This is a genomic window from Serratia sp. KG1D, from assembly GCF_037150675.1.
Taxonomy (GTDB): Bacteria; Pseudomonadota; Gammaproteobacteria; order Enterobacterales; family Enterobacteriaceae; genus Serratia; species Serratia nematodiphila.
Window position 1 is genome coordinate 473342 of the sequence record NZ_JBAGIH010000001.1, and the last position, 24386, is coordinate 497727.

Below are 24386 nucleotides of genomic sequence, written 5' to 3' on the forward strand. Positions count from 1 at the left end.
TATAAAAAGTTATAATGAGTTTTGGCGTCAGAGTGGGTGCGCCTTACACATTTAATGATGAAAATAAAATGGTTATACAATTTACCTCCATCGTATAGATAAAATATTGATAAGCATTACTCCTTTTATTCCTCGCCGCGTTGGGCATCACTGCTGCCGCAAACTGTCACTTGCCGGCGCTAGCCTGTTCCCCTTGAACTCAACTTTGCAGGAGAACGGCTATGCAAGATTTCAAACATCGGGTGGCGCTGGTGACCGGCGCGTCCACCGGCATTGGCGAAGCGATCGCCGCCGAGCTGTTTCGGCGCGGAGCCACGGTGGTGATGACCGGCCGCCACACAGCGCCTCTCACCGCCGCCGCCGCGCGGCTCGATCCCGACGGCCGGCGGGTGATGATGTTGCGGATGGACGTGCGCGACGCGCAGTCGGTGCAGCAGGGTATTGAAGAGATCGTGCGGCGCTGCGGCGCGCTGCATCTGCTGGTCAACAACGCCGGGATCACCGGCCCGCACGAGGTGGATATCGATCGGTACGCGGTCGAAGATTGGCATGAGGTGATCGCCACCTGCCTGAGCGGCACGTTTTTCGGCATGAAGTACGGCCTGCCGGCGATCGTCGCCGGCGGCGGGGGGGCGGTGGTGAACCTCTCTTCCGCCAACGGCGTGGTGGGCATTGCCGGGATTGCGCCCTATACCGCCGCCAAGCATGGCGTGCTGGGCCTGACGCGCTCGGCGGCGCTGGAATTCGCTACGCGCGGCGTGCGCGTCAACGCCGTCGGGCCGGGTTATGTAGATACGCCGGCGATGGGGGAACTGCCGGCGTCGGCGCGGGCGCAGATGGCCGCTTCGCACCCGATGGGGAGGATGGCGACGCGGGAAGAGGTGGCGAAAACGGTGGCCTTCCTGCTTTCGGACGACAGCAGTTTCACCACCGGCGCGTTTTACAGCATCGACGGCGGTTATACCGCGTGCTGAGCCAGCGCCTGCAGCCAGCGGAGAAACGCCGCTGCGCCGGGTTTTTCCAGCGTGCGCGGCGGGTAAACCACGTAGTAGGGTTTGCTGAGCGGCAGCGCCGGTTCGGCCAGGGTGACCAGCCGGCCCTCCGCCAGTTCACGGGCGATCAGCCGCCGCTGGCCGAGCAGCACCCCGCGCCCTTGTACGGCGGCGTCGATGGCCAGCGAGGTCAGGTTATAGGTCAGCCCGCGCCGCGGCGGCGGCGACCGATCGGCGGCGGTGAACCACTCGTGCCAGCCCGGCAGAAACTGGCTCTCCTTGCCCCAGTCGACGTGGATCAGCGGCAGCTGCGTCCAGTCGCCGCGATCGCGCAGCGCCGGGCTGCATACCGGCTGCACCCGATCCTGAAACAGCTGCACCTTTTCCAGCAGCGGATAATCCTGATCGCCGAAGCACAGGGCGAAATCCGCCGCCGAATGGGCGAAATCGACCGCCGCATGGGTCGCGTGCAGCCGCAGATCGCCGTCGGGGCACTGCGCCAGCCAGTCGCCCAGCGCCGGGTTCAGCCACTTGGAGGCCAACGCCGGCAGGGCGAACACCGTCAGCGCCTGTTTGCCGCGCTGGCGTTCGACGTGTTGCTGCGCCACGCGCAGCGTTTCAAACGCCTCCTGCACGTAGGCCAGGTAGTCCGCGCCCTGTTCGGTCAGCGTGACGCCGCTTTTGGCACGAATGAACAGCGTGATGCCCAGATGTTGTTCGAGCTGGCGGATCTGCTGGCTGACGGCGGCGGCGGTCAGCGCCAGCGCATCCGCCGCACGGGCCAGGCTGCCGGTGCGAGCGGCGGTTTCGAACGCCAGAATGGCGCTCAGCTTGGGCAAGCGCGCACGGGACGGTGAGTGCATGAGCAGGGCTTATCGCTAAGAATTCGTTAGCTTATCCATAACGTATTTTTGTTATGGCGGCAATGCGGCATTCGCTACAGTGAGAGGCATCCGGCTTTCGCACACGAGGGGAACGTCATGCCGCCACTTGCCGATATTATCGATCTGTCCGCCCATCCCATCGATGACGCCGCGTTCCGCGCCCGCTGCCGACAAACGCTGGCGCGCGCCGGCGCGCTGGTGCTGCCGGGATTTCTGCGTGAAGCCGCGCTGGCGACGGTGCGGCTGGAGGGTGCTGAACAGCACTATGCGGCGTTTTACGCCACCAGCAAACACAACGTGTATCTACGGCCGCAGGACGACGCGCTGCCGGCCGACCATGCGCGCAACCGGCTGATGGTGTCGTCCAAGGGGTGCATTACCGACGAGGATATTCCACCGCAGTCGCCGCTGCGCGCGCTGTACGACGCCCCGGCGTTTCGCGCGTTCCTGTGTGCGGTGCTGGGCGAGGCGCAGCTCTACCCCTACGCCGATCGGCTGTCGTCGATCAATCTGCATTACGCCCATACCGGTCAGGAGCTGGGCTGGCATTTTGACAACTCCTCGTTCGCCATCACGCTCTTGATCCAGAAACCGCAGGCGGGCGGGCGCTTCGAATACGTGGAGAACCTGCGCGACGCCGATCGCGGCGAGATGAACTATGCCGGGGTCACGCAGGTGCTGGACGGCGAGCGGGCGGTCAAACGGCTGGCGATGGAGGAGGGGGATTTGGTGCTGTTTCGCGGGCGCAACGCCATGCACCGGGTGACGCCGACCGAAGGCGACACCACGCGCATGCTGGTGGTGTTGGCCTACAATGCGCAGCCGGACGTGATGCTGTCGGAAAGCGCCAGAATGACGTTCTACGGGCGGTTATAGCGGATAAAAAAAACCGCCCCGGAGGGCGGTTTGTCGATTCAGTGCGGGTTCTGCTCTTCGTGAGCCTGCTGTTCCAGCTTCACTTCCTGCGCGCGTTTGCGCAGGCCGAACCAGCCCAGCGTCAGCAGCACCGCCAACACCGGAATGGTGGCGATGGTCCAGGTGCCGTTCGGGTAGTCGAAGGCCATCATTACCACCACGATCAGCAGGAACGCCAGCGTCAGCCACGAAGTGAACGGCGCGCCCGGCATTCTGAACGACACCGGCTGCGCGCGGCCTTCGCGCACGGCTTTGCGCAGGCGCATCTGGCAAACGATGATAAACGCCCAGGAGGCGATGATGCCCAGCGAGGCGATGTTCAGCACGATCTCGAACACCTGCGCCGGCACCAGGTAGTTGAGCACCACGCCGATCACATAGATGCCGCAGGTGACCAGGATGCCGGCGTAAGGCACCTGCTGGCTGCTCATTTTGGCCATCAGCTTCGGCGCGGAGCCGCCCATCGCCAGTGAACGCAGGATGCGGCCGGTGGAGTAGAGGCCGGAGTTGAGGCTGGACAGCGCGGCGGTCAACACCACGATGTTCATGATGGTGCCGATGTAAGGCACGCCCAGCTTGCTGAAGAAGGTGACGAACGGGCTTTGGCCGGCCTGATAGGCGTTCCACGGCAGCAGCAGCACCAGCAGCACCACGGAGCCGACGTAGAACAGGCCGATACGCCAGATCACGCTGTTGATCGCTTTAGGCATCATTTTGGCCGGATCTTTACACTCGCCGGCGGCGGTGCCGATAAGCTCGATGCCGGCGAAGGCGAAGATCACCCCTTGCACCAGCACCAGTGCCGGCAGCAGGCCGTGCGGGAACATGCCGCCGTTTTCGGTGATCAGGTGCATGCCGGTGGTGTGGCCGGCGACCGGGGTGCCGGTGCCGAGGAAGACGACGCCGACAATCAGGAACAGCGCGATGGCGGCGACCTTGATCAGCGCGAACCAGAACTCCATCTCGGCGAACCACTTCACGCCGATCATGTTCATGGTGGCGACGATACCGAGCGCGCCGAGGGCGAACAGCCACTGCGGCACGTCGGCGAAGGTGCCCCAGTAGTGCATGTACAGCGCCACGGCGGTGATGTCGACGATGCCGGTCATCGCCCAGTTGAGGAAATACATCCAACCGGCGACGTAAGAGGCTTTTTCGCCGAGGAATTCGCGGGCGTAAGAAACGAAGCTGCCGCTGGAAGGGCGATGCAGCACCAGTTCGCCCAGCGCGCGCAGGATGAAGAAAGAGAAGATCCCGCACACCAGATAGACCAGCGCCAGCGCCGGCCCGGCCAGTTCGAGACGGCCGCCGGTACCGAGGAACAAGCCGGTGCCGATGGAGCCGCCGATGGCGATCATTTGGATTTGCCGGTTGCCCATGCTTTTGTGATAACCGGATTCATGAGAGTCTAGCCAGCGTCTTCTGGCGGCGTGTTTGTCATCCGCCGACTTTTTTTGTGAGTGCATTATCCGTCCTGTTTACCTGTCTATGTTAACCCTGCTCTTAATGAGAGCAAACGATTGCTATGACCAATCGTCTTGAGAATGAGGTCGTGGCATCATTCCGCTGTTTATTGTGTATACAGCCATCACTAAAATAACGGCGAAGCATGCTACCTTTTCTCCGTAATGGTGGCAAAAAATACTGCGCATAAAACGTGAACAAGTGTGTTTATTTTTTAATCCAAATATAAAAGGATATATTATTCAAAAAGATGTGATGTTTTATCAAGACGGAAATATCGAGGAATAAAAAGTGATTAAAATCACAAAATAATAATTACCGTGCAAATTACAGGGTGTTGTTCTTATATTTCGCGGCGAGAAATAAGGGGAAGGAAATGGTGACCCGCGCAGAAAATGGGATAAGCAACGGGTCGGTTGGCGCGTAACGAGTCTTAGGCGGATTCACCGGCCGGCAGGGCCGATGCGGGCAGACCGAACAGCTTGTCGAACGCCCAGTTAAACAGGAAGGTGTAGCAAGGAATGATGACGATCAGCGCCATATCCAGCAGCAGCGCCTGCCACAGCGTGATGCCCATCCACCAGGCGATCAGCGGGATCAGATACACCACCAGCGTCAGCTGAAAGCCGACGGCGTGCAAAATGCGGCGTTTGAGCGTGCGGGTGCGCGACGCCTGGCGGCTTTCCCACCACTCGAATAAATAGTTGTAAATAAAGTTCCAGCTGACCGCGATGGTGGTGATCACCACCGCCAGCGGCCCGGTGCTGCTCGGCGCATGGCCCGACAGCAGCGCCAACCCCAGCGCCGAGATCGCCATGCCGATGATTTCATAAGCGGTGACATACACCAGTTTGCGTTTGACGCCTTGCATCGTTTTCTCCCGATCTGTTTTTAGTTGCCTCTGTGGCGACGGCGGCTAAGATAACGTCAATCACATTGATAGAAAAAGTCAGGAGTTGTCAGTTTTACTGACAGATAAAACAATGAATTTCTCCAGCGACAATATCGAACTGTTTTTGGCGGTGCTCGATCGCGGCTCGTTTTCCGCCGCCGCCCGCGCGCTGCGGCGCGTACCCTCCGCCGTCAGCATGGCCATCGCCAACATGGAGGCGGAGCTCGGTTTCGCCTTGTTCGACCGTTCTCACCGTGAACCGACGCCGACCGCGCTGGCGCTGGCTCTGGCGCCGCACGCCCGCCTGATCGCCGGGCAGCTCAAGCAGCTGCAGGTGCACGCCATCGAACTGTCCCAGGGGCTGGAGAGTCGGCTTTCGATCGGCGTGGCGTCGGATATCAACGGCGCCGGCCTGCTGGCGGCGGTGAAAACGCTGTCGCAGCGTTATCCGCTGCTGAACATTGAAGTGCTCAGCGCGCCGCAGGACGACGTGCTGCACATGCTGCACGAGGGGCGCATCGGTGTTTGTCTGGCGTTCGGCGGGCTGAACATCAATAGCGCGGAGCAGTTCCACTTCGTCGGCGCGGAGTCGCTGGTGGCGATGCTGTCGCCGCAGCACCCGGCGCTGGACGGCGCGGCGGGTGAGCTGTTTCTCGAGGATCTGGTCAACGTGCGGCAGATCATGGTGGCCAGCCGCGATCTGCCGATCGGCGATCTGCGTCCGCAGGTGGCGGAGGCGTACTGGCGCACCGACAGCCTGCCGATGGCGCTGAACATGGTGGAGGCGGGCCTGGGCTGGGGCAACTTCCCGCTGTCGCTGGCCGAGCCGCTGCTGGCGCAGGGGCGTCTGGTGCGGCTGAAATTCAAAAACACCAAGAACGAGCTGCGCTTGCCGATGCATTTGATCTGGCTGAAGAACCGCCCGTTGGACAAAGCGGCGCGCGAGCTGGTCGAGCTGATGCGCGCGGCGCCGCAGGAAAGCTGACGCCCGCTGCGTTTGCTCACTCCGCGTGGCGTTTGCGCCACCAGAAGCGCACCAGCAGAATGGCGGCGATCGCCAGCGCGACAAACAGCAGGCTGGAGAGCTTTTTGTCGAAGCCGGTAACGAAGCGTTCGATCGCCTGGCCGCCAAAATAACCGAGCATGACGAAGATCGTCGCCCATAAAATGGCGCCGAGGATATTGAGCGGCACGAAGCGCGACGGCGGCAGGCGGCTGGCGCCGATCAACACCGGGCCGATGATGCGGAAACCGTACATGAAACGCACCCCGATAACGAACAGCATCGGGTGGCGGGCGATCAGCCTTCTGGCGCGCGCGATGCGCTTTTCCTGTCCCTTGAGCCGCGAGATGACGCGGCCTTCAAACCGGCGGCCGGCGAAGTACAGCAGTTGGTCTCCCATCATGCCGCCCAGCGCCACCACTGCGATCACCCACGGCCAGTGCAACAGCCCTTCATGGGCGGCGATGCCGCCCAGCAGCGTGATGGTTTCCCCTTCCGCCAGGCAGCCGATAAACAACGCCCAGTAGCCATAGTCCGTAATGTAGTGGGCCAAATCGGTCATTCCTTACTCCTTATGTGGCTGACGCATAAGGGCAAGTATACGCCCGATTGCTAACCTTGGGCGATCTGGGCCACCAACGCTCTGCGCCGCTGAAGGCTCTCCGCCATCTGCGCCTGTACCCTGGCGTAAATGTGCGGCGGGGCCAATTCCGGCGTGCCGCCCTCGAACGGCGGCGCCGGGGCGTATTCCAGATAGAGCTGGATCATTTGGGCGGTGTCTTCGCCGTGCAGTTCGGCGATCAGCGCCAGCGCGAAATCGATGCCGGCGGTGACGCCGCCGCCGCTGATCACGTTGCCGTCACGCTCTACGCGTGCAGCGCTGGGTATGGCGCCGAACAGCTTCAGGCTGTCGCGCATCGACCAGTGGCAGGCGGCGCGTTTGCCCGGCAGCAGGCCGGCGGCGGCCAGGATCAGCGAACCGGTGCATACCGAAGTCAGATAGCGGGCATCGGCGCCCAGCCGCCGGATTTGCTGCATGAATGCTTTATCCTGCAGCGCCTGGGTGCAGCCGCTGCCGCCCGGCACGCACAGCACATCGCAGCGTGCGATCTCCGGCAGCGGGCGCAGCTGGGTGAAGTGCAAGCCTTCCGACTCGACATCCGCGCCGTCTACTGAAGCGACGATGATTTCCGCGCCCGGCATGCGGCGCAGAAACTGCAGTGGGCCAGTGAAATCGAGCTGGGTGACGCCTTGATAGATGGGAAATACAATCACGAGTGGTTCAGACATGACATTCGCCTCATTTTTATCGTTGGACCTGGGCCATAATAGCCGCCCTGTTTTTGGCTGATATGACAGATAACCCTCAAAAAGCGCCATCATGAAAACGATCGGTTTTGTGGTTTTTCCCGGTTTCAACCTGCTGGACTTTGCCGGCCCGCTGGCGGCGTTCGATAACGTCAACCAGTTCACTGACCCGCCGGCCTACCGCTGCGTGGCGATCTCGCCGCAGGGCGGTATGGTCGCCAGCTCGGCCGGGGTGGAAATCGCCACGCAGCCGTGCGGCGACGAGCGTTTTGATACGTTGGTGGTGGCCGGCGGCAGCGGCAACGTGATGGCGGCGCAGTCACAGGCGCTCGCGGCGTTCCTGGCCAACCAAAGCCGACGAGCGCGGCGCATCGCCAGCGTGTGCACCGGGGCGTTTATTCTGGCGGCCTGCGGGCTGCTGGACGGCAAACGCGCCACCACTCACTGGTATCATGCGGCGCGGCTGCAGCAGAGTTATCCGCGTATCCGCGTCGACAGCAACCGCATTTTCATCCGCGACGGCGATATCTGGACCTCGGCGGGCATCAGCGCCGGCATCGATCTGGCGTTGGCGCTGATCGAGGACGATCTGGGCGCCACCCTGGCGGCGGCCGTGGCGCGGCAGCTGGTGGTCTATCACCGCCGCCCCGGCGGGCAGTCGCAGTATTCGCTGCTGCTGGCGCTGAACCCGTCGTCGGATCGCATGCGCGCCGCGCTGTCGTACGCGCGCGAACATTTGCACCAGCCGCTGTCGGTGGCGGATCTGGCCGACGCCGCCTGCCTGAGCGAGCGTCAGTTCGGTCGGCTGTTCCGCGCTGAAACCGGGCAGACGCCGGCCAAGGTGGTCGAGCAATTGCGGGTCGAGGCGGCCAGGGTGCGCATCGAAGAGAGCGCCGAGCCGCTGGAAGCGATCGCCCGTTCGGTGGGGTTCAGCGATCCGGAACGCATGAGGCGGGCGTTTATCCGCGTATTTGGCCTGTCGCCGCAGGCGATCCGCCGGCTCGGCCGCGCGGGATAACTTTTTTGCCACGCCTGGCGGCGGGGCGCACCAGAGGAGCAACGGATGTATCAGGATTTTGAGAGCGAATTGAGCTGGGCGACGCGTCATATGCCGCGCACCCGGGCGGCGGTGACGGCGTTGCCGGACCTGCACGGGGTGCGGCTGGCGTGCAATATGCACCTGGATCTGAAAATGGCGCCGCTGGTGGCCGGCCTGCTGGACAAGGGCGCAGCGATCTTCCTGACCACCTGCAATCCCACTACGGTGCAGGACGACGTGGTGGCCTGGCTGGAACGGCGGGGCGCGCAGGCCTATGCCTGGCGTGACATGAGCGCCGGCGAATGGTCGGAATCTTTCGATCGCGCGTTGGCCTGGCAGCCGACCCACCTGTGCGAAATGGGAGCGGATTTGACCACCCGTTTGCACCAATCGCCGAACGGCCCGCAGATCGTCGCCGGGCTGGAGGCCACCGGATCGGGCATCAATCGGTTAAACGGCGTGGCGCCGCGCTACCCGATCTTCAACTGGGACGATCTGCCGGTGAAAGAAGGGCTGCACAATCGGCATATGGTTGGGCTGACCGCCTGGCACACCTTCTTCCAGACCACCCATTTGACGCTGCATGAAAAGCGCGTGCTGGTGATTGGCTACGGCCTGGTCGGGCAGGGAACGGCGGCCGCGGCCAGGGCCTACGGCGGCCAGGTGATGGTGGCGGAAATCGATCCGGCGCGTGCGCTGCAGGCGCGTTATGACGGCTGGCAGGTGGTGGATCTGGCGAGCGGGGTCGCGCAGGCGGACGTGATCGCCACCGCGACCGGCGCGAAAAACGTGCTCTCGGCGCAGCATCTGCAGCAGGCGCAGGACGGCGTGTTTATCCTCAACGTCGGCCACGTGGCGGAAGAGATCGACGTCGGCTTCCTCAAGGGCCTGCCGCACCACGAGCCGATGCCTTATGTGAACGCTTACCAACTCAATGAGAAGACGGTCTATTTGCTGGCCAACGGTTCGATGTTCAACCTGACCGCCGGCTACGGCGACAGCCTCAATGCCTTCGACGTCACGCTGGCGGTGATGGCGGCCGGCATCGGCCATATCGTCGGCGCAGGGGCGCGGCAAACGCCGGGGTTGTACCTGTTGCCGCAGTCGGCCTGGCAGCCGGCGCTGTAACTTTTTCTACGCGGGCGTTCATCCCAGAGCGCCCGCGGGCTGTGCCGATTTTCGGCCGACAGAATTTGTCACAAATCCGCCCTATAATCCCAGTGCCAAGCGCTGAACCCTCACATATAATTCGCTGAGTTCAAGCCCCCATTTCAGAGTAATGCCTGTGAAAATACGTGTTTTGGTTCTGACCCTGCTCGCTTTGCAGGCGGGCGCAGGCTTTGCGCCGCGCGCGCTGGCCAGCGACAACGCTGCCGCCCTGCACGCCACCCAGCCTGAGCTGGCCTCCGGCAGCGCGATGGTCGTCGATATGCAAACCCATAAGGTGATGTACGCGCGCAACCCGGATGAAGTGGTGCCGATCGCCTCGATCACCAAGCTGATGACCGCCATGGTCACGTTGGACGCGCACCTGCCGCTCGACGAGATGCTGTCGGTGGACATCCACCAGACGCCGGAGATGAAAGGGGTGTATTCACGGGTGCGGCTGAACAGCGAAATCAGCCGCAAGGATATGCTGCTGCTGGCGCTGATGTCGTCGGAAAACCGCGCGGCCGCCAGCCTGGCGCACCACTATCCGGGGGGGTACAACGCCTTCATCAAAGCGATGAACGCCAAGGCCAGGGCGCTGGGTATGACCAACACCCATTACGTGGAACCGACCGGGCTCTCTATTCATAACGTGTCGACGGCGCGCGATCTGACCAAACTGCTGATCGCCACCAAGCAATATCCGTTGATCGGCCAGCTCAGCACCACGACCGAGCGCATGGCCAGCTTCAAGGATCCGAACTACACGCTGCCGTTCCGCAACACCAACCACCTGGTGTACAACCCGAAGTGGAACATTCAGCTGACCAAGACCGGTTTCACCAACCAGGCGGGGCACTGCCTGGCGATGCGCACCATGATCGGTAACCGCTCGGTGTCGCTGGTGGTGCTGGACGCCTTCGGCAAATACACTCACTTCGCCGATGCCAACCGGCTGCGCAGCTGGATTGAAACCGGCAAGGTGACGCCGATCCCGGCCGCCGCCCGCGACTATCGCCGCCAAAAAGACGCCCGTCTGGCGAAGAACGACAGCGAATAACCCGCCTGGCGGCCTGCTCTTTTGCTGCAGGCCGCTATCGGCCCTCGGGCCGCCTGATGACAAATCCCCGCTCGCGATCGCCGTCGAAACCCGCTTTGAGATAAAGCTGGTGCGCGCCGGTGCGTTGCTGTCCCGACAGCAGCATCACCTTATAACAGCCCTTGCGCCAGGCCAGCTGCAGCGCGTATTCGACCATCGCGAGCGCCACGCCGTGGCCGCGATAGGGCTCCGCCGTCACCACGTGCTCGATGACGCCGAACGGCTGCGCCTGATGCGCCAGCCCCGGGATCAGCGCCAGCATGCAGGTGGCGATCGGCTGTTCCTCGTCCGCCGCCACCACCAGGCGGATCGCCGGATCGTCCAGCAGGCGTTGCAGGGCACGGCGCGCGTCGTCGGCGCGCAGCGGCGCGTCCTGCGGGCGCAGCTCGCGATACAAGGCTAACAGGCCGTTGAGATCGTCCGGCTGCGCCAGGCGATGAATGATGCTCATGATTGCTCCTTTCCGCCGCTTCAACGGTAATCCGCTATCCTCCATTAATACCACAACGATTGTCGGAGGGGATGTTATGAGTCAGGTTTCGACCTTTGTCATGTTCCAGGGAGAGGCGCAGCGGGCGATCGACCTTTACAGCCAGGTGTTCGAGCGTTTTCGGCTCATGCAGGTGCAGCATTACGATCCGACGCCGGACGGCCGGCGGTTGATCAAGCATGCGTCCATCGATTTTGATCGGCAGAACCTGGTGTTTACCGATAGCCCGATCAGCCATGACTTCAGCTTTACCCCGGCGGTGTCGTTGTTCATCAACCTGCCTAACGAAGAGGCGCTTGAACAGGCCTTTCACCGGCTGGCGGAGGGCGGCAAGGTGCTGATGCCGCTCGATGACTACGGCTTCAGCGCCCGTTTCGGTTGGCTGAACGATCGTTTCGGCCTCTCCTGGCAGCTCAATGTGCCGGCGGGCGATCTGCCCTGAACTCAGCGCGCGGCGTGCAAAAGGCATGGTAGCGCCTGCTGTTGTTTCATATGTTTATCGCCATGGCGGCAGGGTTCTCTGCCGTAGGAAATACCGACAACATCATGGAAAGGTGCGCTTTGATTGATTTTGACCGCTATGTTGAGCAAGCGAAGTCTTACGGCGAGTGGCCGGGCGGGCATGTGGACATGTCGCCCGGTTGCGTCGAGGGGTTGAGCTATCGCCTGTATCGGCACGCTGCCGAGAGTGAAGACGTGATGGTGGTTTATCACGGCGGCGGGGTTAACAGCGCCGCCGGGTATGACATTCTTGCGCGCCAGCTGGCGGCCGAGCCAACGCTCGCGGTGTGCCTGGTGGACATCCGCGGGCACGGCGATTCCGCGGGAGAGCGGGGGACGGTTGAGCGGCCTGAGCGTATTTGGCGCGATGTCGATGTCATCCTGGCGGAAATGCGCCGCCGTTTTCCGTTGGCGCGCAGGCACCTGCTGGGCCATTCCAGCGGCGCCGGGATGTTGCTCAACTACCTGACCCGTTATCCTGGCGAGCAGCAGGCGGACAGCCTGATCATGCTGGCGCCGGAGCTGGGGCCATTTTCCGGGATAGCCCGCGATCTGACGGCGGCGGCCCGTTTTGCTCAGGTGCGCCAATGGCCCTTTGTGGCCAATGCGCTCAGCGGTGGGCGATGGTTCGGGCAATCTCGGGCGGTCAGCCTGAATTTTCCCCCGCCCGTGCTGGCCGCCGCCCCCGATTTTGTCTGCCAATACAGCGTCAATATGGCTAACGCGCTGACGCCGCGTGCCCCGGCGAAGCAGCTGGCGGCGCTGCGATTGCCGACCTTGCTGCTGGCGGCAGCGCAGGATGAGTTGTTCAATGCGCAATCCATGCAGCGCTTCGTCGAACAGCATGGCAGCGTGCATGTGCTTGAAGGCAGCACGCATTTATCGTGCGTCTTTGATGCCCATCGCCTTGTCCTTCAACATATCTCGCGTGTGTCCGCTATCGGATCCGATGAGGGGCTGGCGGGCGAGGGGGCTTAACGCCCGCCCGGCATTTTCCGAGATCCTCCCATATCCTTTTATGACGCTTTACCGCTATGCTAAACATAGAATGGCCCGTGAATATGAAAAGGATGAATCATTTTGGCAGGAAGTAGCTTACTTACCCTTATCGACGACATCGCCTCGTTGTTGGACGACGTCTCTTTAATGAGCAAGATGGCGGCAAAAAAAACCGCCGGGGTGCTGGGGGACGATCTGGCGCTCAACGCGCAGCAGGTCACCGGCGTTAAAGCCGACCGTGAACTGCCGGTGGTGTGGAGCGTCGCCAAAGGCTCGTTGATCAACAAGGCGATCCTGGTGCCGTTGGCGCTCTTGATCAGCGCCTTCGCGCCCTGGGCGATTACGCCGCTGCTGATGGTGGGCGGCGCCTACCTGTGCTACGAAGGGTTCGAAAAGGTGTTCCACAGCCTGAGCCCCGGCAAGGCGGCGCAGGAGGAAAAATCGGACGGGCCCGGCGCCAATGAGGATGCCGCAGCCTATGAGAAGCGCAAGGTGAAAGGGGCGATACGCACCGACTTTGTGCTGTCCGCCGAGATCATCGCCATCACTCTGGGCACGGTCGCCGGCGCCACCTTCAGCCAGCAGGTGATCGTCTTGTGCGGCATCGCCGTCGTGATGACGCTCGGCGTGTACGGCATTGTTGCCGGCATCGTCAGGCTGGACGATCTGGGGCTGTATCTGAGCCGCAAAGGCAGCGCGTTGGCGCGCGCCATCGGCAGCGGCATCGTGCGCGCCGCGCCTTATCTGATGAAAACGCTGTCGATCGTCGGCACTGTCGCCATGTTTATGGTCGGCGGCGGTATTCTGACCCACGGTTTGCCGCCGGTGCATCACCTGTTCGAAGATTGGGCCTCGTACACCACCGTGGTGCCGACGTTTGGCCATCTTTTGCAGGGTGTGGTTCCGGCCCTGCTGAACGTGGCGTTCGGGCTGGTGGCCGGCGGCGTGGTGCTGGCGGTGGTATCGGCGCTGGGGGCGGTACGCGCGCGTTTCAAGGCATGATGAAAAGTCTCGCCCCGGAAGGGGCGGGACGTATTAAGCGCATTAAAAGATCAGTTTGAGAACGCCGGTAATCGTCAACAAACCCACGATAAAGATGATGGCGACTATCCACAGAATAATTTTCATTTGATTCTCCCTTACCGGTTAAAGCTGGCGCGCGATTGGCGCTAACTCAATGAAATCACTCTTCACTATAGACGCTAACTCCTTATCGTGCGTCGCCATGCCTTCAAGGATGCTGATTGTCGCCCGCGCCCAGCGCGCGCTGCATGATGTGGGTGTCGCGCCATTCCCCCAGCTTGAATCCCACGGCCTTTAACGTCCCGACGCTGGTAAAGCCGAGCGACTGGTGCAGCGCCAGCGAGCCGCGGTTGGCGGCGGAATCGCCGACGATCGCCAGCATCTGGCGCCAGGGACCTTGCTCGCAGCGGGCGATCAGCGCGCTCAGCAGCGCCTTGCCGACGCCTTTGCCCTGCTGCCCTTCGGCGATATACACCGAGTCTTCCACGGTAAAGCGATAGGCCGGCCGGGGGCGATACGGCGTGGCATAGCAGTAGCCCACAATACGGCCTTCGCTTTTCGCCACCAGCCAGGGCAGCCCGGCTGCTTGCACCTTGGCCAACCGCAGCTGCATTTCCGCCCGCGTCGGCGGTTGTTCTTCAAACGAGGCGGCTCCGTGCAGCACGTGGTGGGTGTAAATACGCTGCACGGCGGTCATATCGTCCGGTGTGGCGTCAAGGAGGCTGAGTACGGGAGCGGAGAGCGTCATGGCGGGTCTGTTCACCTTGAAAATCAGCGGATAAACGCCATTATGCGCGCCGCTCGCCGTCGGGGTAAATCGGGTTTTCTTATGGTGAGATAAGAAAACCCTATGGGGTCGTCAACCGCGCATCAGCCGGGTCACGGCCTGGCGCAGATAGGCCAGAAGCGGCGGAGTCAGCCAGGTGCCCTCGGTCAGCGAGGGTTCCCGTTCCATCGCTTCGCGGATCTTCATTTGCGTCGCCGGGTTGGTGCCTGCATAGGATTGGAACAGCGCCAGCCAACTGGCCGCCAATCGCACCGCCTCCGGCGAATCGGACGGTATGCCGTCGTTCATCGCTTGATGGAATTGAGCGATCAGAGCCGGCCACTCCTGCAGGCGGGTGAAATAGTGTTGACGCACATAGGCGTACTCTTCCGCCGACAGGTATTTTTGATAGACAGCCAGCTTGGTTTCGGCAAAGGCGCGGGTGATGTAGTCCGTCATCGTCGGTGTAATGCCGGTCTGTTCGCGCATCGACGGTTCGTCGGCGTGCATGGCGTTCAGCCGGGTGAGAAAGGCCGGGTTGCCGGCGGTGTCGCGCTCCAGCATCAGCATCCAGCGGCGCGCCAGCGCCTGTGCCTGTGGCGCCTGAGGTTCGACGCCTTCCGCCATCAGTTGTCCCACGCTGCTCACCAATGCAGCCCATTCCTGATTGCGGGCGGGATCGGCCTGGTAGAACGGCAGTTGCGCCAGCTCATCGGCGGTAAAGTATTTATCGTACATGGTCATTAACTCCAACGTAGTTAGCCAGTCGTTCAGTTCTGGTTCGTGCCCGGTGGAGAGTTGGGCATGCATGTATTGCAGCCGGCCGCGCAATGCGGCGATCTGTGCCAACTGCTGGTCCAACATGGCGATCTGCTGCTCAATCACCGCCGGAAGCGCCAGCCCTGAACGCGCCAGAATTGCCCCGACTTCCGCCAGCGAAACGCCCATCCGGCGCAGCGCCTGGATGTGGTGCAAGCGGGTGATGTCAGCCCGGTTGTATAAACGATAACCGGCGTCGGAACGCGCAGAAGGGACCAGCAAGCCAATGCTGTCGTAGTGATGCAGTGTGCGAACGGTAATGCCGGAACGGCGCGCCAGTTCGCCGACTTTCAATAACATATGTAGCTCCTCCCTTGTGCGTGCCGGGATACTAAAGCCTGACGCCACGTAAGGGTCAAGAGCGGGAAGAAAAGATGACGTTTTAAAAATCGGTGGGCGCTTGATAGGCAAAAGCCCAGCTGGATGGCTGGGCTTCGCAGGTCCCTGAAAGGGAGGGTATAGCATAAGGGCCTTTATCGGCTACGGCGACAATTTCACCTGATTTGTCTGTTTTGTCAACAACAGCGTACTGGTCAGAACAGCATATTTTTGGCATTGATCGACTTAATGACGGCGCGTTGTATGTCAGCAACAAGCTCGCGCGACAGACACTGGGTAAGAAAGCCTCTCTCTTTACGGGCTCTGTTCAGCCGTTGGCGGCTGACTTGCTGCACCAGATCGCCCTTTGCCCAGCGGGTTTGCGGATGAAAGAATCTCATATCTTCGATGAGTTCACGCGTAATTTCGATGTGCAATCCCCGTTCGATCTTGTTCGAATCTCTGGTGGTCGACAGCGGTACGATAATGCAGGCATTGCCGTTAATTTTGCCGTTTAACACAACAACTAAACGGTTCTTCACCATTTCTGGTGGAATGTGGCCATCATAAAAGCCGGCTTCATGCGGTTGGCAGACTGATAGGGGATAGTTGCCATAGTTGCACTCAAGAATTTCCCCGACCTTGGGGGCAAATTTGATCGGCATCGAGACACTCCTTTGTTGTGAACAATCCGTGTTATGGAGGAATGAGCATGCGGGCGTTTTGCTTTTAGAGAAAGGTGTGGCTAAGGAAACGGGGAATGAAAGTGAAATATTGCGGATTCGTACGCAGAATCCGCCTTGATGGTGGCCGAATTTACCAGCCTTTCACCGCGCCGCCGTTGAAGATTTTTTCGGCGGCTTTGGCCACTTCATCCGACTCATAGGCCTTGATGAAGTTCTGCACGTTCGGCGCGTCCTTGTTGTCTTCGCGGGTGACGATGATGTTGGTGTACGGTGAGTCTTTATCCTCGATGAAGATGCCGTCTTTGGTCGGCGACAGGCCGGTCTGGTTGATGTAGGTGGTGCTGATGACGGCGACGGTGACTTTCGGATCGTCCAGCACGTGCGGCAGCTGCGCGCCTTCCAGCTCCATGATCTGATAACGATGCGGGTTGGCGCTGATGTCCAGGGCGGTAGGCAGCAGCCCCTTACCAGGCTTCAGGCTAATCAGCCCGGTTTTTTCCAGCAGCAGCAGGGCGCGCCCCAGGTTGGTCGGATCGAGCGGGATGGCGATCACCGCGCCGTCCGGCAGCTCTTTCAGCGATTTTATCTTTTTGGAGTAGCCGGCCATCGGGAAGACGAAGGTATTGCCGACCGCCACCAGCTTATAGCCGTGATCTTTGTTTTGCTGTTCGAGGAATGGGCGGTGTTGGAACACGTTGGCGTCCAGTTCGCCCTTGTCGGTGGCGTCGTTCGGCAACAGCGAGCCGCTGAAGCCGACCAGCTCGACGTCCAGCCCATATTTCTCTTTCGCCACCTGCCTGGCGACTTCCGCCACGTCCTGTTCCGCGCCGTTGATGACGCCGACTTTGATATGGTTTTGGTCGGTTTTTTGATCGCAGCCCTGTAGCGCCAATACGGCGGCGAAGGCCGCCGCCAGAGGGGTGATACGCCAGCGTAAGGTCATCGAAGTCTCCCTGAAAAGAACAATAAAATCAGTTGGTTTTTGTTCTTACAGCTAAGCCTGAACCGCCGATGAAGTCAAACGCTCGTTCAGCATAAACGGCTATAGCTTATAGCCGTTATGCGGCGGGGAGTTATCGGCTGAGCGAACGCAGCACGACGATGCCCGGCGTAGCCATCACGTAATCCATAAAGGGCGAATCGACCACCCGCATGTTGGCTTTGCGCGATGAGGCGTTGCGCAGCACCGGGCCGTTGTCGGTCATCACGAAGATGCCGGTGTGGGTCACGTCCAGCCCGGCGAGATTGGTGTAAATGCCGATGTAATCGCCGGTGCGCAGTTGAGCCAGCACCTTGTCGTCGACGCTGTCGCTGGGGATATAGGTCACGCTGCGCTGTACGTCGGGCAAGCCGGGCAGGTAGCTGCTGCCGTCCGCCTTCTGGTTGAGGGTTTTCACGAGGCTGACGGCGTGCGGGCTGAGCTGCGCGGTGATGTCTTCGGCCACCTGGTGCGGCCGCTGCGCCCAGTCGGTGAAGAAGTGCTTGCGCTGCGGGAAGGCGATTTTGCCATCGACGTAGCGGATGTCTATCAGCCGCTGTACGAACTCGCCCTCGCTGCGGGCGGTGCTGAGCGCTTCCACATAATCGATGTAGGTGAAGCAATCCAGCCCGCGGAAGTCGATCACCAGCTGCTCGGGCGTGCTCTGCGAGCCGATCAGGCGGTTGGCGAGGTAGGGCGTGCCGAGGAATTCGCGCGAAATCAAATCGACGGTGCGGCCATGCGGCTGCGCGGCGGGCCAACCGGCGCGCAGCGCGAGGATCTCACGCAGCTTGCTGCGGGTGCTGGCGTCCATCTGCGGCTGCAGGTTCGGCGGCGCAACGGCGGCGTCGGTCGGCGGCGTTGCCGGGGTGGGGCGCTCGGCGCATCCGCTCATGGCGATAGCTAACATCAGTAAAACAGCCTTGTTCTTGTTCATACGGCCCTCCATGGGTGTCGCTGGCTTATCAGAGTAAGTGATAACAGTTCTCATCCGATGGTAGGGGTTAAAAAGTAAACATAACCTCAATGAGGCCCGATAAATCAGTAACCGATTTCGTTATTGAACGGCAAATACCAGAACAGCGCGATTTCGTGATCGGCGATCTCCGGTTCGGCGCGGTACAGCAAGCGATCGATGCCGCCGAGAATAAACCCGTAATGCTGATAGCAGCGGCAGGCCGCCAGGTTGTTGTTCTGCGTTTCGAGCATCATACCTGAGGTTTCCTGCTGCCGCGCCCACTGTTTGGCGCAGTCCAGCAGCGCCCCGGCGATGCCCTGGCGGCGCGCGTCAGCGCTGACGGCGATCTCGTCGATCAGGGTGTAGCCGTTCCAGTTTTTGCTCAGCGTGATGTGGCCAACGGCGTCGTCCTGGCGATAAGCCAGGAAGGTCACGCTGTCTTCGTTGGCGAACGGCGCCAGGGGATAGCGTTTGCGAAACGGCGCCACCGGGCGGGTTGGCCAGCTGTCGACCGGGCTGTCGAACTGCGGCAGGGCGTAACAGGCGATGGTAAAGCCGAAATCGCCGCGCGTCAGGTAATCATCGGGCAGCGCCTCAATGGCCACGATGCGGATGGCCGGGATCATTACGGCAGCTCCCGCAGCAGGCGCGCCGGGTTGCCGGCGTAGATCCCCTTGCGGGTGATGTCGCGGGTCACGACCGCCCCGGCGCCGATCACCGCGTCGCTGCAGATCTCCACCGCCAGGATCGTGGCGCCGGAGCCGATGGACACCCGATCGCCGATGCAGGTGCGCCCCCAGCTGGCCGGATCGGCATTGGGCGCGCCGTCTTTGAACAGATCGTTGGCGAAGGTGACGCCATGGCCGACAAAGCACGCTTCGCCGAGGGTGACGTATTCGCAGATAAAGCTGTGCGACTGAATTTTACTGCGCGCGCCGATGCTGACGTGGCGCTGGATCTCGACGAACGGGCCGACGAAGACATCGTCACCGAGCCGACAACCGTACAGATTGCAGGGTTCGATCACGGTAACGTTGCGCCCGGCTTCGACGTCGACGATCCCCGCCTGGCGGGTGGTGATAACGGATGACATGACCTTCCTCACAGCCTGGTTTTCATGGTGGGAGTATAAGACAAAGCGCCGCGGCGTTGCGCTTTCCGCACGTTTTTTCGCCGAAAGACTATAATTAGTACAGGGGAGAGAGCCCCGTGGCCGCAATCCTCGCACGGGTAGCAGTCCGTCAGAGGTGTGAAATTCGTTCGCCGATCGCGGCCTACGGCGAGATTGGAGGTGTCTCATGGTCAGTCATGTTTGGGGACTTCTGGCGCATCCCAGCGCCGAGTTCGAACAGATCAAAAGCGAGAATGAAAGCGTCTCGCACCTATACACCCATCACGTGTTGCTCTTGGCAGCCATCCCGGTGGTCTGCGCCTTTATCGGCACCACCCAGTTGGGCTGGCTCTCCGGCGAGGGACATGCCATCAGGCTCGACATGTTTACCGCGCTTTATACCGCCGTGGCGTTCTACCTGCTGATGCTGGCGGGCGTAGCGGCCATGGGGAAAGTCATTCACTGGATGGCGCGGCGTTATGAATCGCGCCCCAGCCTGCACCGCTGCATGGTGTTCGCCGGCTACGTGGCGACCCCGATGTTCCTCAGCGGGGTAGTGGCGCTTTATCCGGTCGTCTGGCTGTGTCTGTTTGTCGGCATTATCGGCCTGTGCTATTCGGGCTATCTGCTGAATCTGGGGATCCCGCACTTCCTGAATATCGACAGTAAGGAAGGGTTCATCTTCTCCAGCTCGACCTTCGCTATCGGCATTCTGTTGCTCGAGCTGCTGCTTGGGGTGACGGTGCTGCTGTGGGGGTACGGTTCCTGGTTATTCTGAGTTAACGGCTGTTGTTGTCGCCCCCGCGCCGGTGGAACGGCGCGGGGGCTTTTGCTTTTATGCGCGGCGGAAAACCAGCATCACGCCGAGCACGATGCCCGCCATCCCCAACAGGCTCAGCGCTGCCAGCGCGTGGCCGAGCAGCAGATAATCCAGCAGGGCGGTCACCGCCGGGATCAGATAGAACAGGCTGGTGACCTGCACCAGGTTGCCGCGCTGGATCAGGTGATACAGCAAGAACGTCGCCAGCACCGAGATCACCACCGCCATCCACAGCAGCGGCAGCACGAACTCAGGCCGCCAGTCGACCCGCAGCGGCTCAAACGGCAGCGCCAGCGTACACATCAATAGCCCGATGGCATACTGCAGCGGCAAGACCGCCAGCGGCGGCTGCGTCATGCCCTTTTGCAGCAGGGTGCCGGCGGTCATGCTCCCCAATGCGATAAAGGCGAACAGCATGCCGCTCGGCGAGAAATGAGCCACCATCAGGCTTTGGTACACCACCAGCGTGAGCCCGGCCATCGCCAGCGCCAGCCCGAATGCGCGCAGCCCGGTGCAGCGCCGTTCGGTGATGAACTGGGTGAGGATCGGCTGTACGCCGAGCAATGTGGCCAGCACGCCGGGCGTAATGCCCTGTTCCAACGCCAGCAGATAGCAGATCTGATAGCTGCCGATCATCAACACGCCGATCAGCGCGACGCGCCGGCGGGTGCCGGGGGCGGGCAGGCACTGGCGCCGGCACAGGCCGATGGCCAACAGCACCGCCAGCGCGATGGCGCAGCGGAAGAACAGAAAAGCGAAGGCGGAGGCGTGCTCCAATCCCCAACGGGAGAAGATCGCGCCGCTGCTCCAGAGCAGGACGAACAGCGTAGCCAGGCCGGCATTGGCCCAGAGAGAAGGTAATCGCATATCAATTTCACCTGTCGTGAAAATTACAGGCTCCGGCGCGCGCGGCGGTCTACGCATGAACGCAACAGATCACTAAGCCGGAGGTAAAAAGTCGGTTTGGCTTAACGCACAACCACAAGGCGTGGCGGGTAAGCGGCAACCGCAGAAACGACAGAAGAAACGGCGGGTGGGGCGGAGGAAGCACACAGCAAAACGACGGTCGGAACGGTCGCGTTTGTCGGATCTGTGCTGTGCGCCAGGTAGGTCATGTGAGTTCCTGAAAACCGTGAATGAAACCAGTCGCCTCAAACATAACCAAGTTCAGCGGGGCGTGCAATCGGAAATCACAGAGATATTAATGATAATGAAAATCATTATCATTAATAAAAAGGTGTGCTATGTTGCTTTAATCACGCCGTTTTGACGCAGGGCGCGGCTTGCCCTCTGCCTTGCTTCACGCAGCGCGTGCGGCAGAAGAGTTTGCGATTCGCTTTTGCAGAAGGCGAGCAATCGTGGTAAAAACACTGATATGTTATAATATAACAATTTATGCATGATGAATTCAGCTCACGACATCCTCCATGTTGATGGAGTTAGCCTGACCGGCCACGGCGGGGAATTGATACTCGACAACATCCATTTCGCGCTCCGCGCCGGTGAGAAGCTGGCGGTGATCGGCCCCAACGGCAGCGGCAAGTCCAGCCTGTTGCGCACCCTGATCGGCGAAACGCGGCCGGACAGCGGCGGCATTTACTGGCGAGGGCGCGCCTTGTCCGCGTGGCCGGCGGCGGAGCGCGCCAGAAGCATCGCCTTTCTGGCGCAAAACGATCTGCCGGATTTGCGGCTGTCGGTTGAGGATTACGTGGCGTTGGGCCGTTTACCGCATGGCGAACGCTCTGCGACGGGAAGGCGCATCGTTGACGAGGCCATCGGGGAAACCGGGCTGGCGCCGCTCAGGCGCCACCCGTTGGGGCGGCTCTCGGGCGGCCAGCGCCAGCGCGCCGCACTGGCCCGGGCGTTGGCGCAGTCTCCCGAGCTGTTGTTGCTGGATGAACCGACCAATCATCTCGATCCGCCCGGGCGCTCGGCGCTGCTGTCGTTAGTGAAAAATAAAGATATCGCCGTGATTGCGGTGCTGCACGATTTGCCCGTGGCGGAGGCGTTTGCCGATCGGATCCTGGTGCTCAACGAAAGCCGCCAGGTAGCCTGTGGTACGCCCGAGGCGGTGTTGCAGACCCCGGTGATTTTGCCGGTGTTCGGCATGAACAGTTTCAAGGTGGCGCACCCCGTCAGCGGGAAAACGCTGCGTATTTTTGACGTTCCCCATTGCGCTTGATAAACCAGAGAGAAATATGAACACACGCGTATTCCCCCTGCTCCTGCTCCTGCTGCTGGCCGGTGGGGCGGCGGCGGCCGAAAAATTTCCCGTCACCGTAGACAGCTGCGGTTCGCCGATCACCTTCAACCAGGCGCCTCAACGCGCCGTCATCAACGACATCAACATGGCCGAGATGGCCTTTGCGCTCCATCTGCAGGATCGCATTGTCGGGCTGACCGGCATCACCGGCTGGTACAAACTGACGCCCGACTTCAAGGCGGCGATGGGCGCCATTCCCGAACTGGCGCCGAAATATCCCGCTTTGGAAACGTTGCTGGCGGCGCAGCCGGATTTCTTCTTCGCCGGCTGGAATTACGGCATGAAGATCGGCGGCGACGTCACGCCGGAGAAGCTCGCCCCGTTCGGCATCAAAACGCTGGTGTTGAGCGAGAGCTGCGTGCAGGCCGGCGGGCGGCCGCAGAAGGCCGATATGAACCTGCTGTATGACGATGAGCTGAAGCTCGGCAAGATTTTCGGCAAGCCGCAAGAGGCCGCCGCGTTGGTTGAAGGCTGGCGGCGCCGGTTGGCCGCGCTGCCAGTCAGACCGGCGGGTCAGACGCCGCTCAAGGTGTTCGTCTATGACTCGGGGGAGGAGAAGCCTTTTACCAGCGGCAATTACGCCATGCCGACGGCGATCATCGAAGCGGCGGGCGGCCGCAACGTGATGGACGATTTGCCGGCGAGCTGGACGACGGCGTCCTGGGAGGCGGTGGCGGCGGCCGAGCCCGACTTCATTATTCTGCTGGATTACCAGACCGGTTCGGGGGCCGATGCGCTGCGGCGCTTCCTCGAGTCTCACCCGTTGATGAAATTGACCCCCGCGGTACGGCACCACCGTTATCTGAAACTGCAGTATGCGGAGCTGACGCCGGGGCCGGCCAACATCGGCGCGGTGGAAAAGCTGGCGCGGGCGCTGTACGCGCCGGAGGCTGAATGAACTCGCCGACCCGGCGATTTATGCTGCTCGCGCCGTTGTCGCTGTCGGTATTGTGTGGGCTAATGATCTGGAGCCTGCAGCTGGGCAGTGTCGCGCTGTCATGGCGGCAGGCGTTGGCGGCGTTAGGGCTCGGTTCGGCGCCCCTCTCCGGCATGCTGGATACCATCGTTGTGCAACTGCGGGTGCCCAGAGCCCTGTTGGCGGCGTTGACCGGCGCCGGGCTGGCGATGACCGGCGCGTTACTGCAGACTACCACCCGCAATGAGCTGGCCGATCCTTTTCTGTTTGGGCTCTCCTCCGGCGCCTCCGCCGGCGCGGTGCTGGTCATCACGCGCTTCGGCGATGCGCTGGGCGCGCTGACGTTGCCGCTGTCCGCTTTCGCCGGCGGCATTTTGTCCGCGATGGCGGTGATGATCCTGTTTCGCGTCAGCCGGGTCAGGCGCGCCGAGCAGCTGATCGTCTGCGGCCTGGCGGTCTCGTTTTTGTTCAGCGCGCTCACCAGCTACCTGGTGTTTTCCGGCGATCAGCGGGCGGCCGGCTCGGTGTTGTTCTGGTCGCTGGGCGGGCTGGGGCTGGCGCGTTGGGATAATCTGTTCATTCCGTTGGCGAGTTTCGCGCTGCTGGCCGGGTTTACGGCGCTGCGTTGGCGGGCGCTGGACGCGCTGCTGGCGGGCGAGCACACCGCCCATTCGATGGGGGTCAACGTCGCGCGTCTGCGCACCGAGACCTTTCTGTGCTGCGCACTGTCCACGGCGTTTCTCGTTTCGCTGACGGGCGTGATCGGTTTTGTCGGGCTGATGGTGCCTTATCTGGCCCGGCGCCTGGTGGGCGTGCGCCACCGCTTGTCCGTGCCGATGTGCGGCCTGCTGGGGGCGATGCTGCTGACCGGCGGCGACATGCTCAGCCGCAGCCTGATCCCCAATCAGGAGCTGCCCATCGGCATCATTACGGCGGGGCTGGGGGGCGCGTTCATCGTCTCCTTGCTGCTGCGCGCGGAACGCTGAATGGGC

General features: G+C 61.7%; 28 protein-coding genes. 13 read left to right on the forward strand and 15 right to left on the reverse strand.

The window, feature by feature from the left end:
- Positions 1–221 precede the first annotated feature (221 nt).
- The gene (locus tag WFM45_RS02335) at positions 222–974 is read left to right on the forward strand and encodes an SDR family NAD(P)-dependent oxidoreductase (RefSeq protein WP_336954386.1); all 753 of its coding nucleotides are present in this window, start codon (positions 222–224) and stop codon (positions 972–974) included.
- Here the strand turns inward: WFM45_RS02335 and WFM45_RS02340 are convergent.
- Positions 959–1855 (reverse strand): LysR substrate-binding domain-containing protein, encoded by an 897-nt coding sequence (locus WFM45_RS02340; protein WP_031299719.1) that lies wholly within the window; start codon positions 1853–1855, stop codon positions 959–961. The genes WFM45_RS02335 and WFM45_RS02340 overlap by 16 nt on opposite strands.
- Positions 1856–1972: 117 nt before the next feature.
- Between WFM45_RS02340 and WFM45_RS02345 the strand changes: the two genes are divergently transcribed.
- Positions 1973–2752: a HalD/BesD family halogenase gene (locus WFM45_RS02345; RefSeq protein WP_336954389.1), complete on the forward strand. Its 780-nt coding sequence runs from the start codon at positions 1973–1975 to the stop codon at positions 2750–2752.
- A 38-nt stretch (positions 2753–2790) separates the two neighbouring features.
- Here WFM45_RS02345 and ansP read toward each other — a convergent pair whose 3' ends face one another.
- Both ansP and WFM45_RS02355 read right to left on the reverse strand, forming a co-directional pair.
- On the reverse strand, positions 2791–4257 hold the full coding sequence (gene ansP, locus WFM45_RS02350; RefSeq protein WP_156865302.1) for an L-asparagine permease: 1467 nt from the start codon (positions 4255–4257) through the stop codon (positions 2791–2793).
- 431 nt (positions 4258–4688) lie between these two features.
- Positions 4689–5126, reverse strand: a complete 438-nt coding sequence (locus WFM45_RS02355; protein ID WP_016928654.1) for a PACE efflux transporter — start codon at positions 5124–5126, stop codon at positions 4689–4691.
- 112 nt (positions 5127–5238) lie between these two features.
- Here WFM45_RS02355 and WFM45_RS02360 point away from each other — a divergent pair, with 112 nt between their 5' ends.
- A complete protein-coding gene (locus WFM45_RS02360; RefSeq protein ID WP_033633850.1) occupies positions 5239–6132 on the forward strand; it encodes a LysR family transcriptional regulator in 894 nt (297 codons plus the stop codon).
- A gap of 16 nt (positions 6133–6148) precedes the next feature.
- Here WFM45_RS02360 and WFM45_RS02365 read toward each other — a convergent pair whose 3' ends face one another.
- Together WFM45_RS02365 and WFM45_RS02370 are read right to left on the reverse strand one after the other, a co-directional pair.
- Positions 6149–6712: a DedA family protein gene (locus WFM45_RS02365; RefSeq protein WP_033633849.1), complete on the reverse strand. Its 564-nt coding sequence runs from the start codon at positions 6710–6712 to the stop codon at positions 6149–6151.
- Between the two features lie 50 nt (positions 6713–6762).
- On the reverse strand, positions 6763–7440 hold the full coding sequence (locus WFM45_RS02370; protein ID WP_015377042.1) for a DJ-1/PfpI family protein: 678 nt from the start codon (positions 7438–7440) through the stop codon (positions 6763–6765).
- Between the two features lie 91 nt (positions 7441–7531).
- Between WFM45_RS02370 and WFM45_RS02375 the strand changes: the two genes are divergently transcribed.
- The 3 genes from WFM45_RS02375 to pbpG all read left to right on the forward strand — a co-directional run bounded on the left by WFM45_RS02375 (position 7532) and on the right by pbpG (position 10706).
- Positions 7532–8476, forward strand: coding sequence for a GlxA family transcriptional regulator (locus tag WFM45_RS02375; RefSeq protein WP_060558868.1), 945 nt, complete (start codon positions 7532–7534; stop codon positions 8474–8476).
- 45 nt (positions 8477–8521) lie between these two features.
- Positions 8522–9625 carry an adenosylhomocysteinase gene (locus WFM45_RS02380; protein ID WP_336954395.1) on the forward strand — a complete coding sequence of 368 codons (1104 nt, stop codon included), beginning with the start codon at positions 8522–8524 and terminating at the stop codon, positions 9623–9625.
- Between the two features lie 151 nt (positions 9626–9776).
- On the forward strand, positions 9777–10706 hold the full coding sequence (gene pbpG, locus WFM45_RS02385; protein WP_015377045.1) for a D-alanyl-D-alanine endopeptidase: 930 nt from the start codon (positions 9777–9779) through the stop codon (positions 10704–10706).
- A 34-nt stretch (positions 10707–10740) separates the two neighbouring features.
- On the opposite strand, the gene WFM45_RS02390 is transcribed toward pbpG, so the two are convergent.
- A complete protein-coding gene (locus WFM45_RS02390) occupies positions 10741–11196 on the reverse strand; it encodes a GNAT family N-acetyltransferase (RefSeq protein ID WP_015377046.1) in 456 nt (151 codons plus the stop codon).
- A 76-nt stretch (positions 11197–11272) separates the two neighbouring features.
- Here WFM45_RS02390 and WFM45_RS02395 point away from each other — a divergent pair, with 76 nt between their 5' ends.
- From WFM45_RS02395 to WFM45_RS02405, 3 genes are all read left to right on the forward strand, one after another.
- Positions 11273–11677, forward strand: a complete 405-nt coding sequence (locus tag WFM45_RS02395; protein WP_033633845.1) for a VOC family protein — start codon at positions 11273–11275, stop codon at positions 11675–11677.
- 119 nt (positions 11678–11796) lie between these two features.
- Positions 11797–12714, forward strand: coding sequence for an alpha/beta fold hydrolase (locus tag WFM45_RS02400; RefSeq protein ID WP_336954397.1), 918 nt, complete (start codon positions 11797–11799; stop codon positions 12712–12714).
- A 102-nt stretch (positions 12715–12816) separates the two neighbouring features.
- Positions 12817–13737, forward strand: coding sequence for a DUF808 domain-containing protein (locus WFM45_RS02405; RefSeq protein ID WP_048322451.1), 921 nt, complete (start codon positions 12817–12819; stop codon positions 13735–13737).
- 42 nt (positions 13738–13779) lie between these two features.
- Here the strand turns inward: WFM45_RS02405 and WFM45_RS24630 are convergent, their stop codons facing one another.
- The 8 genes from WFM45_RS24630 to WFM45_RS02440 all read right to left on the reverse strand — a co-directional run bounded on the left by WFM45_RS24630 (position 13780) and on the right by WFM45_RS02440 (position 19377).
- The gene (locus tag WFM45_RS24630) at positions 13780–13863 is read right to left on the reverse strand and encodes a membrane protein (protein ID WP_016928643.1); all 84 of its coding nucleotides are present in this window, start codon (positions 13861–13863) and stop codon (positions 13780–13782) included.
- A 103-nt stretch (positions 13864–13966) separates the two neighbouring features.
- Positions 13967–14506: a GNAT family N-acetyltransferase gene (locus WFM45_RS02410; RefSeq protein WP_250602396.1), complete on the reverse strand. Its 540-nt coding sequence runs from the start codon at positions 14504–14506 to the stop codon at positions 13967–13969.
- A 111-nt stretch (positions 14507–14617) separates the two neighbouring features.
- Positions 14618–15643, reverse strand: coding sequence for a MerR family transcriptional regulator (locus WFM45_RS02415; protein ID WP_060558870.1), 1026 nt, complete (start codon positions 15641–15643; stop codon positions 14618–14620).
- Between the two features lie 233 nt (positions 15644–15876).
- The gene (locus WFM45_RS02420) at positions 15877–16326 is read right to left on the reverse strand and encodes a type II toxin-antitoxin system PemK/MazF family toxin (protein ID WP_004939660.1); all 450 of its coding nucleotides are present in this window, start codon (positions 16324–16326) and stop codon (positions 15877–15879) included.
- Positions 16327–16477: 151 nt separating this feature from the next.
- A complete protein-coding gene (locus tag WFM45_RS02425; RefSeq protein ID WP_015377051.1) occupies positions 16478–17290 on the reverse strand; it encodes a MetQ/NlpA family lipoprotein in 813 nt (270 codons plus the stop codon).
- Between the two features lie 130 nt (positions 17291–17420).
- Positions 17421–18263, reverse strand: a complete 843-nt coding sequence (locus tag WFM45_RS02430; protein WP_082996979.1) for a DUF1460 domain-containing protein — start codon at positions 18261–18263, stop codon at positions 17421–17423.
- A gap of 104 nt (positions 18264–18367) precedes the next feature.
- Positions 18368–18910 carry a GNAT family N-acetyltransferase gene (locus WFM45_RS02435; protein WP_033633837.1) on the reverse strand — a complete coding sequence of 181 codons (543 nt, stop codon included), beginning with the start codon at positions 18908–18910 and terminating at the stop codon, positions 18368–18370.
- Positions 18910–19377, reverse strand: a complete 468-nt coding sequence (locus tag WFM45_RS02440) for an acyltransferase (protein ID WP_004939644.1) — start codon at positions 19375–19377, stop codon at positions 18910–18912. The genes WFM45_RS02435 and WFM45_RS02440 overlap by 1 nt, the downstream gene beginning before the upstream one ends.
- Before the next feature lie 205 nt (positions 19378–19582).
- Here WFM45_RS02440 and WFM45_RS02445 point away from each other — a divergent pair, with 205 nt between their 5' ends.
- Entirely contained in the window at positions 19583–20173 is a 591-nt protein-coding gene (locus tag WFM45_RS02445) for a Yip1 family protein (protein WP_033633836.1), read from the forward strand.
- Between the two features lie 57 nt (positions 20174–20230).
- Here WFM45_RS02445 and WFM45_RS02450 read toward each other — a convergent pair whose 3' ends face one another.
- Positions 20231–21082 (reverse strand): DMT family transporter, encoded by an 852-nt coding sequence (locus WFM45_RS02450; RefSeq protein ID WP_336954401.1) that lies wholly within the window; start codon positions 21080–21082, stop codon positions 20231–20233.
- A gap of 598 nt (positions 21083–21680) precedes the next feature.
- On the opposite strand from WFM45_RS02450, the gene WFM45_RS02455 reads away from it, so the two are divergent.
- Genes WFM45_RS02455 through WFM45_RS02465 form a run of 3 tightly spaced genes read left to right on the forward strand, consistent with a single transcriptional unit; the run spans position 21681 to position 24380 of the window.
- The gene (locus tag WFM45_RS02455) at positions 21681–22397 is read left to right on the forward strand and encodes an ABC transporter ATP-binding protein (RefSeq protein ID WP_060558876.1); all 717 of its coding nucleotides are present in this window, start codon (positions 21681–21683) and stop codon (positions 22395–22397) included.
- Positions 22398–22413: 16 nt separating this feature from the next.
- A complete protein-coding gene (locus WFM45_RS02460; protein WP_033633831.1) occupies positions 22414–23376 on the forward strand; it encodes an ABC transporter substrate-binding protein in 963 nt (320 codons plus the stop codon).
- Positions 23373–24380, forward strand: coding sequence for a FecCD family ABC transporter permease (locus WFM45_RS02465; RefSeq protein ID WP_250602397.1), 1008 nt, complete (start codon positions 23373–23375; stop codon positions 24378–24380). Before WFM45_RS02460 ends, WFM45_RS02465 begins: the two co-directional genes overlap by 4 nt.
- Positions 24381–24386: the final 6 nt, after the last annotated feature.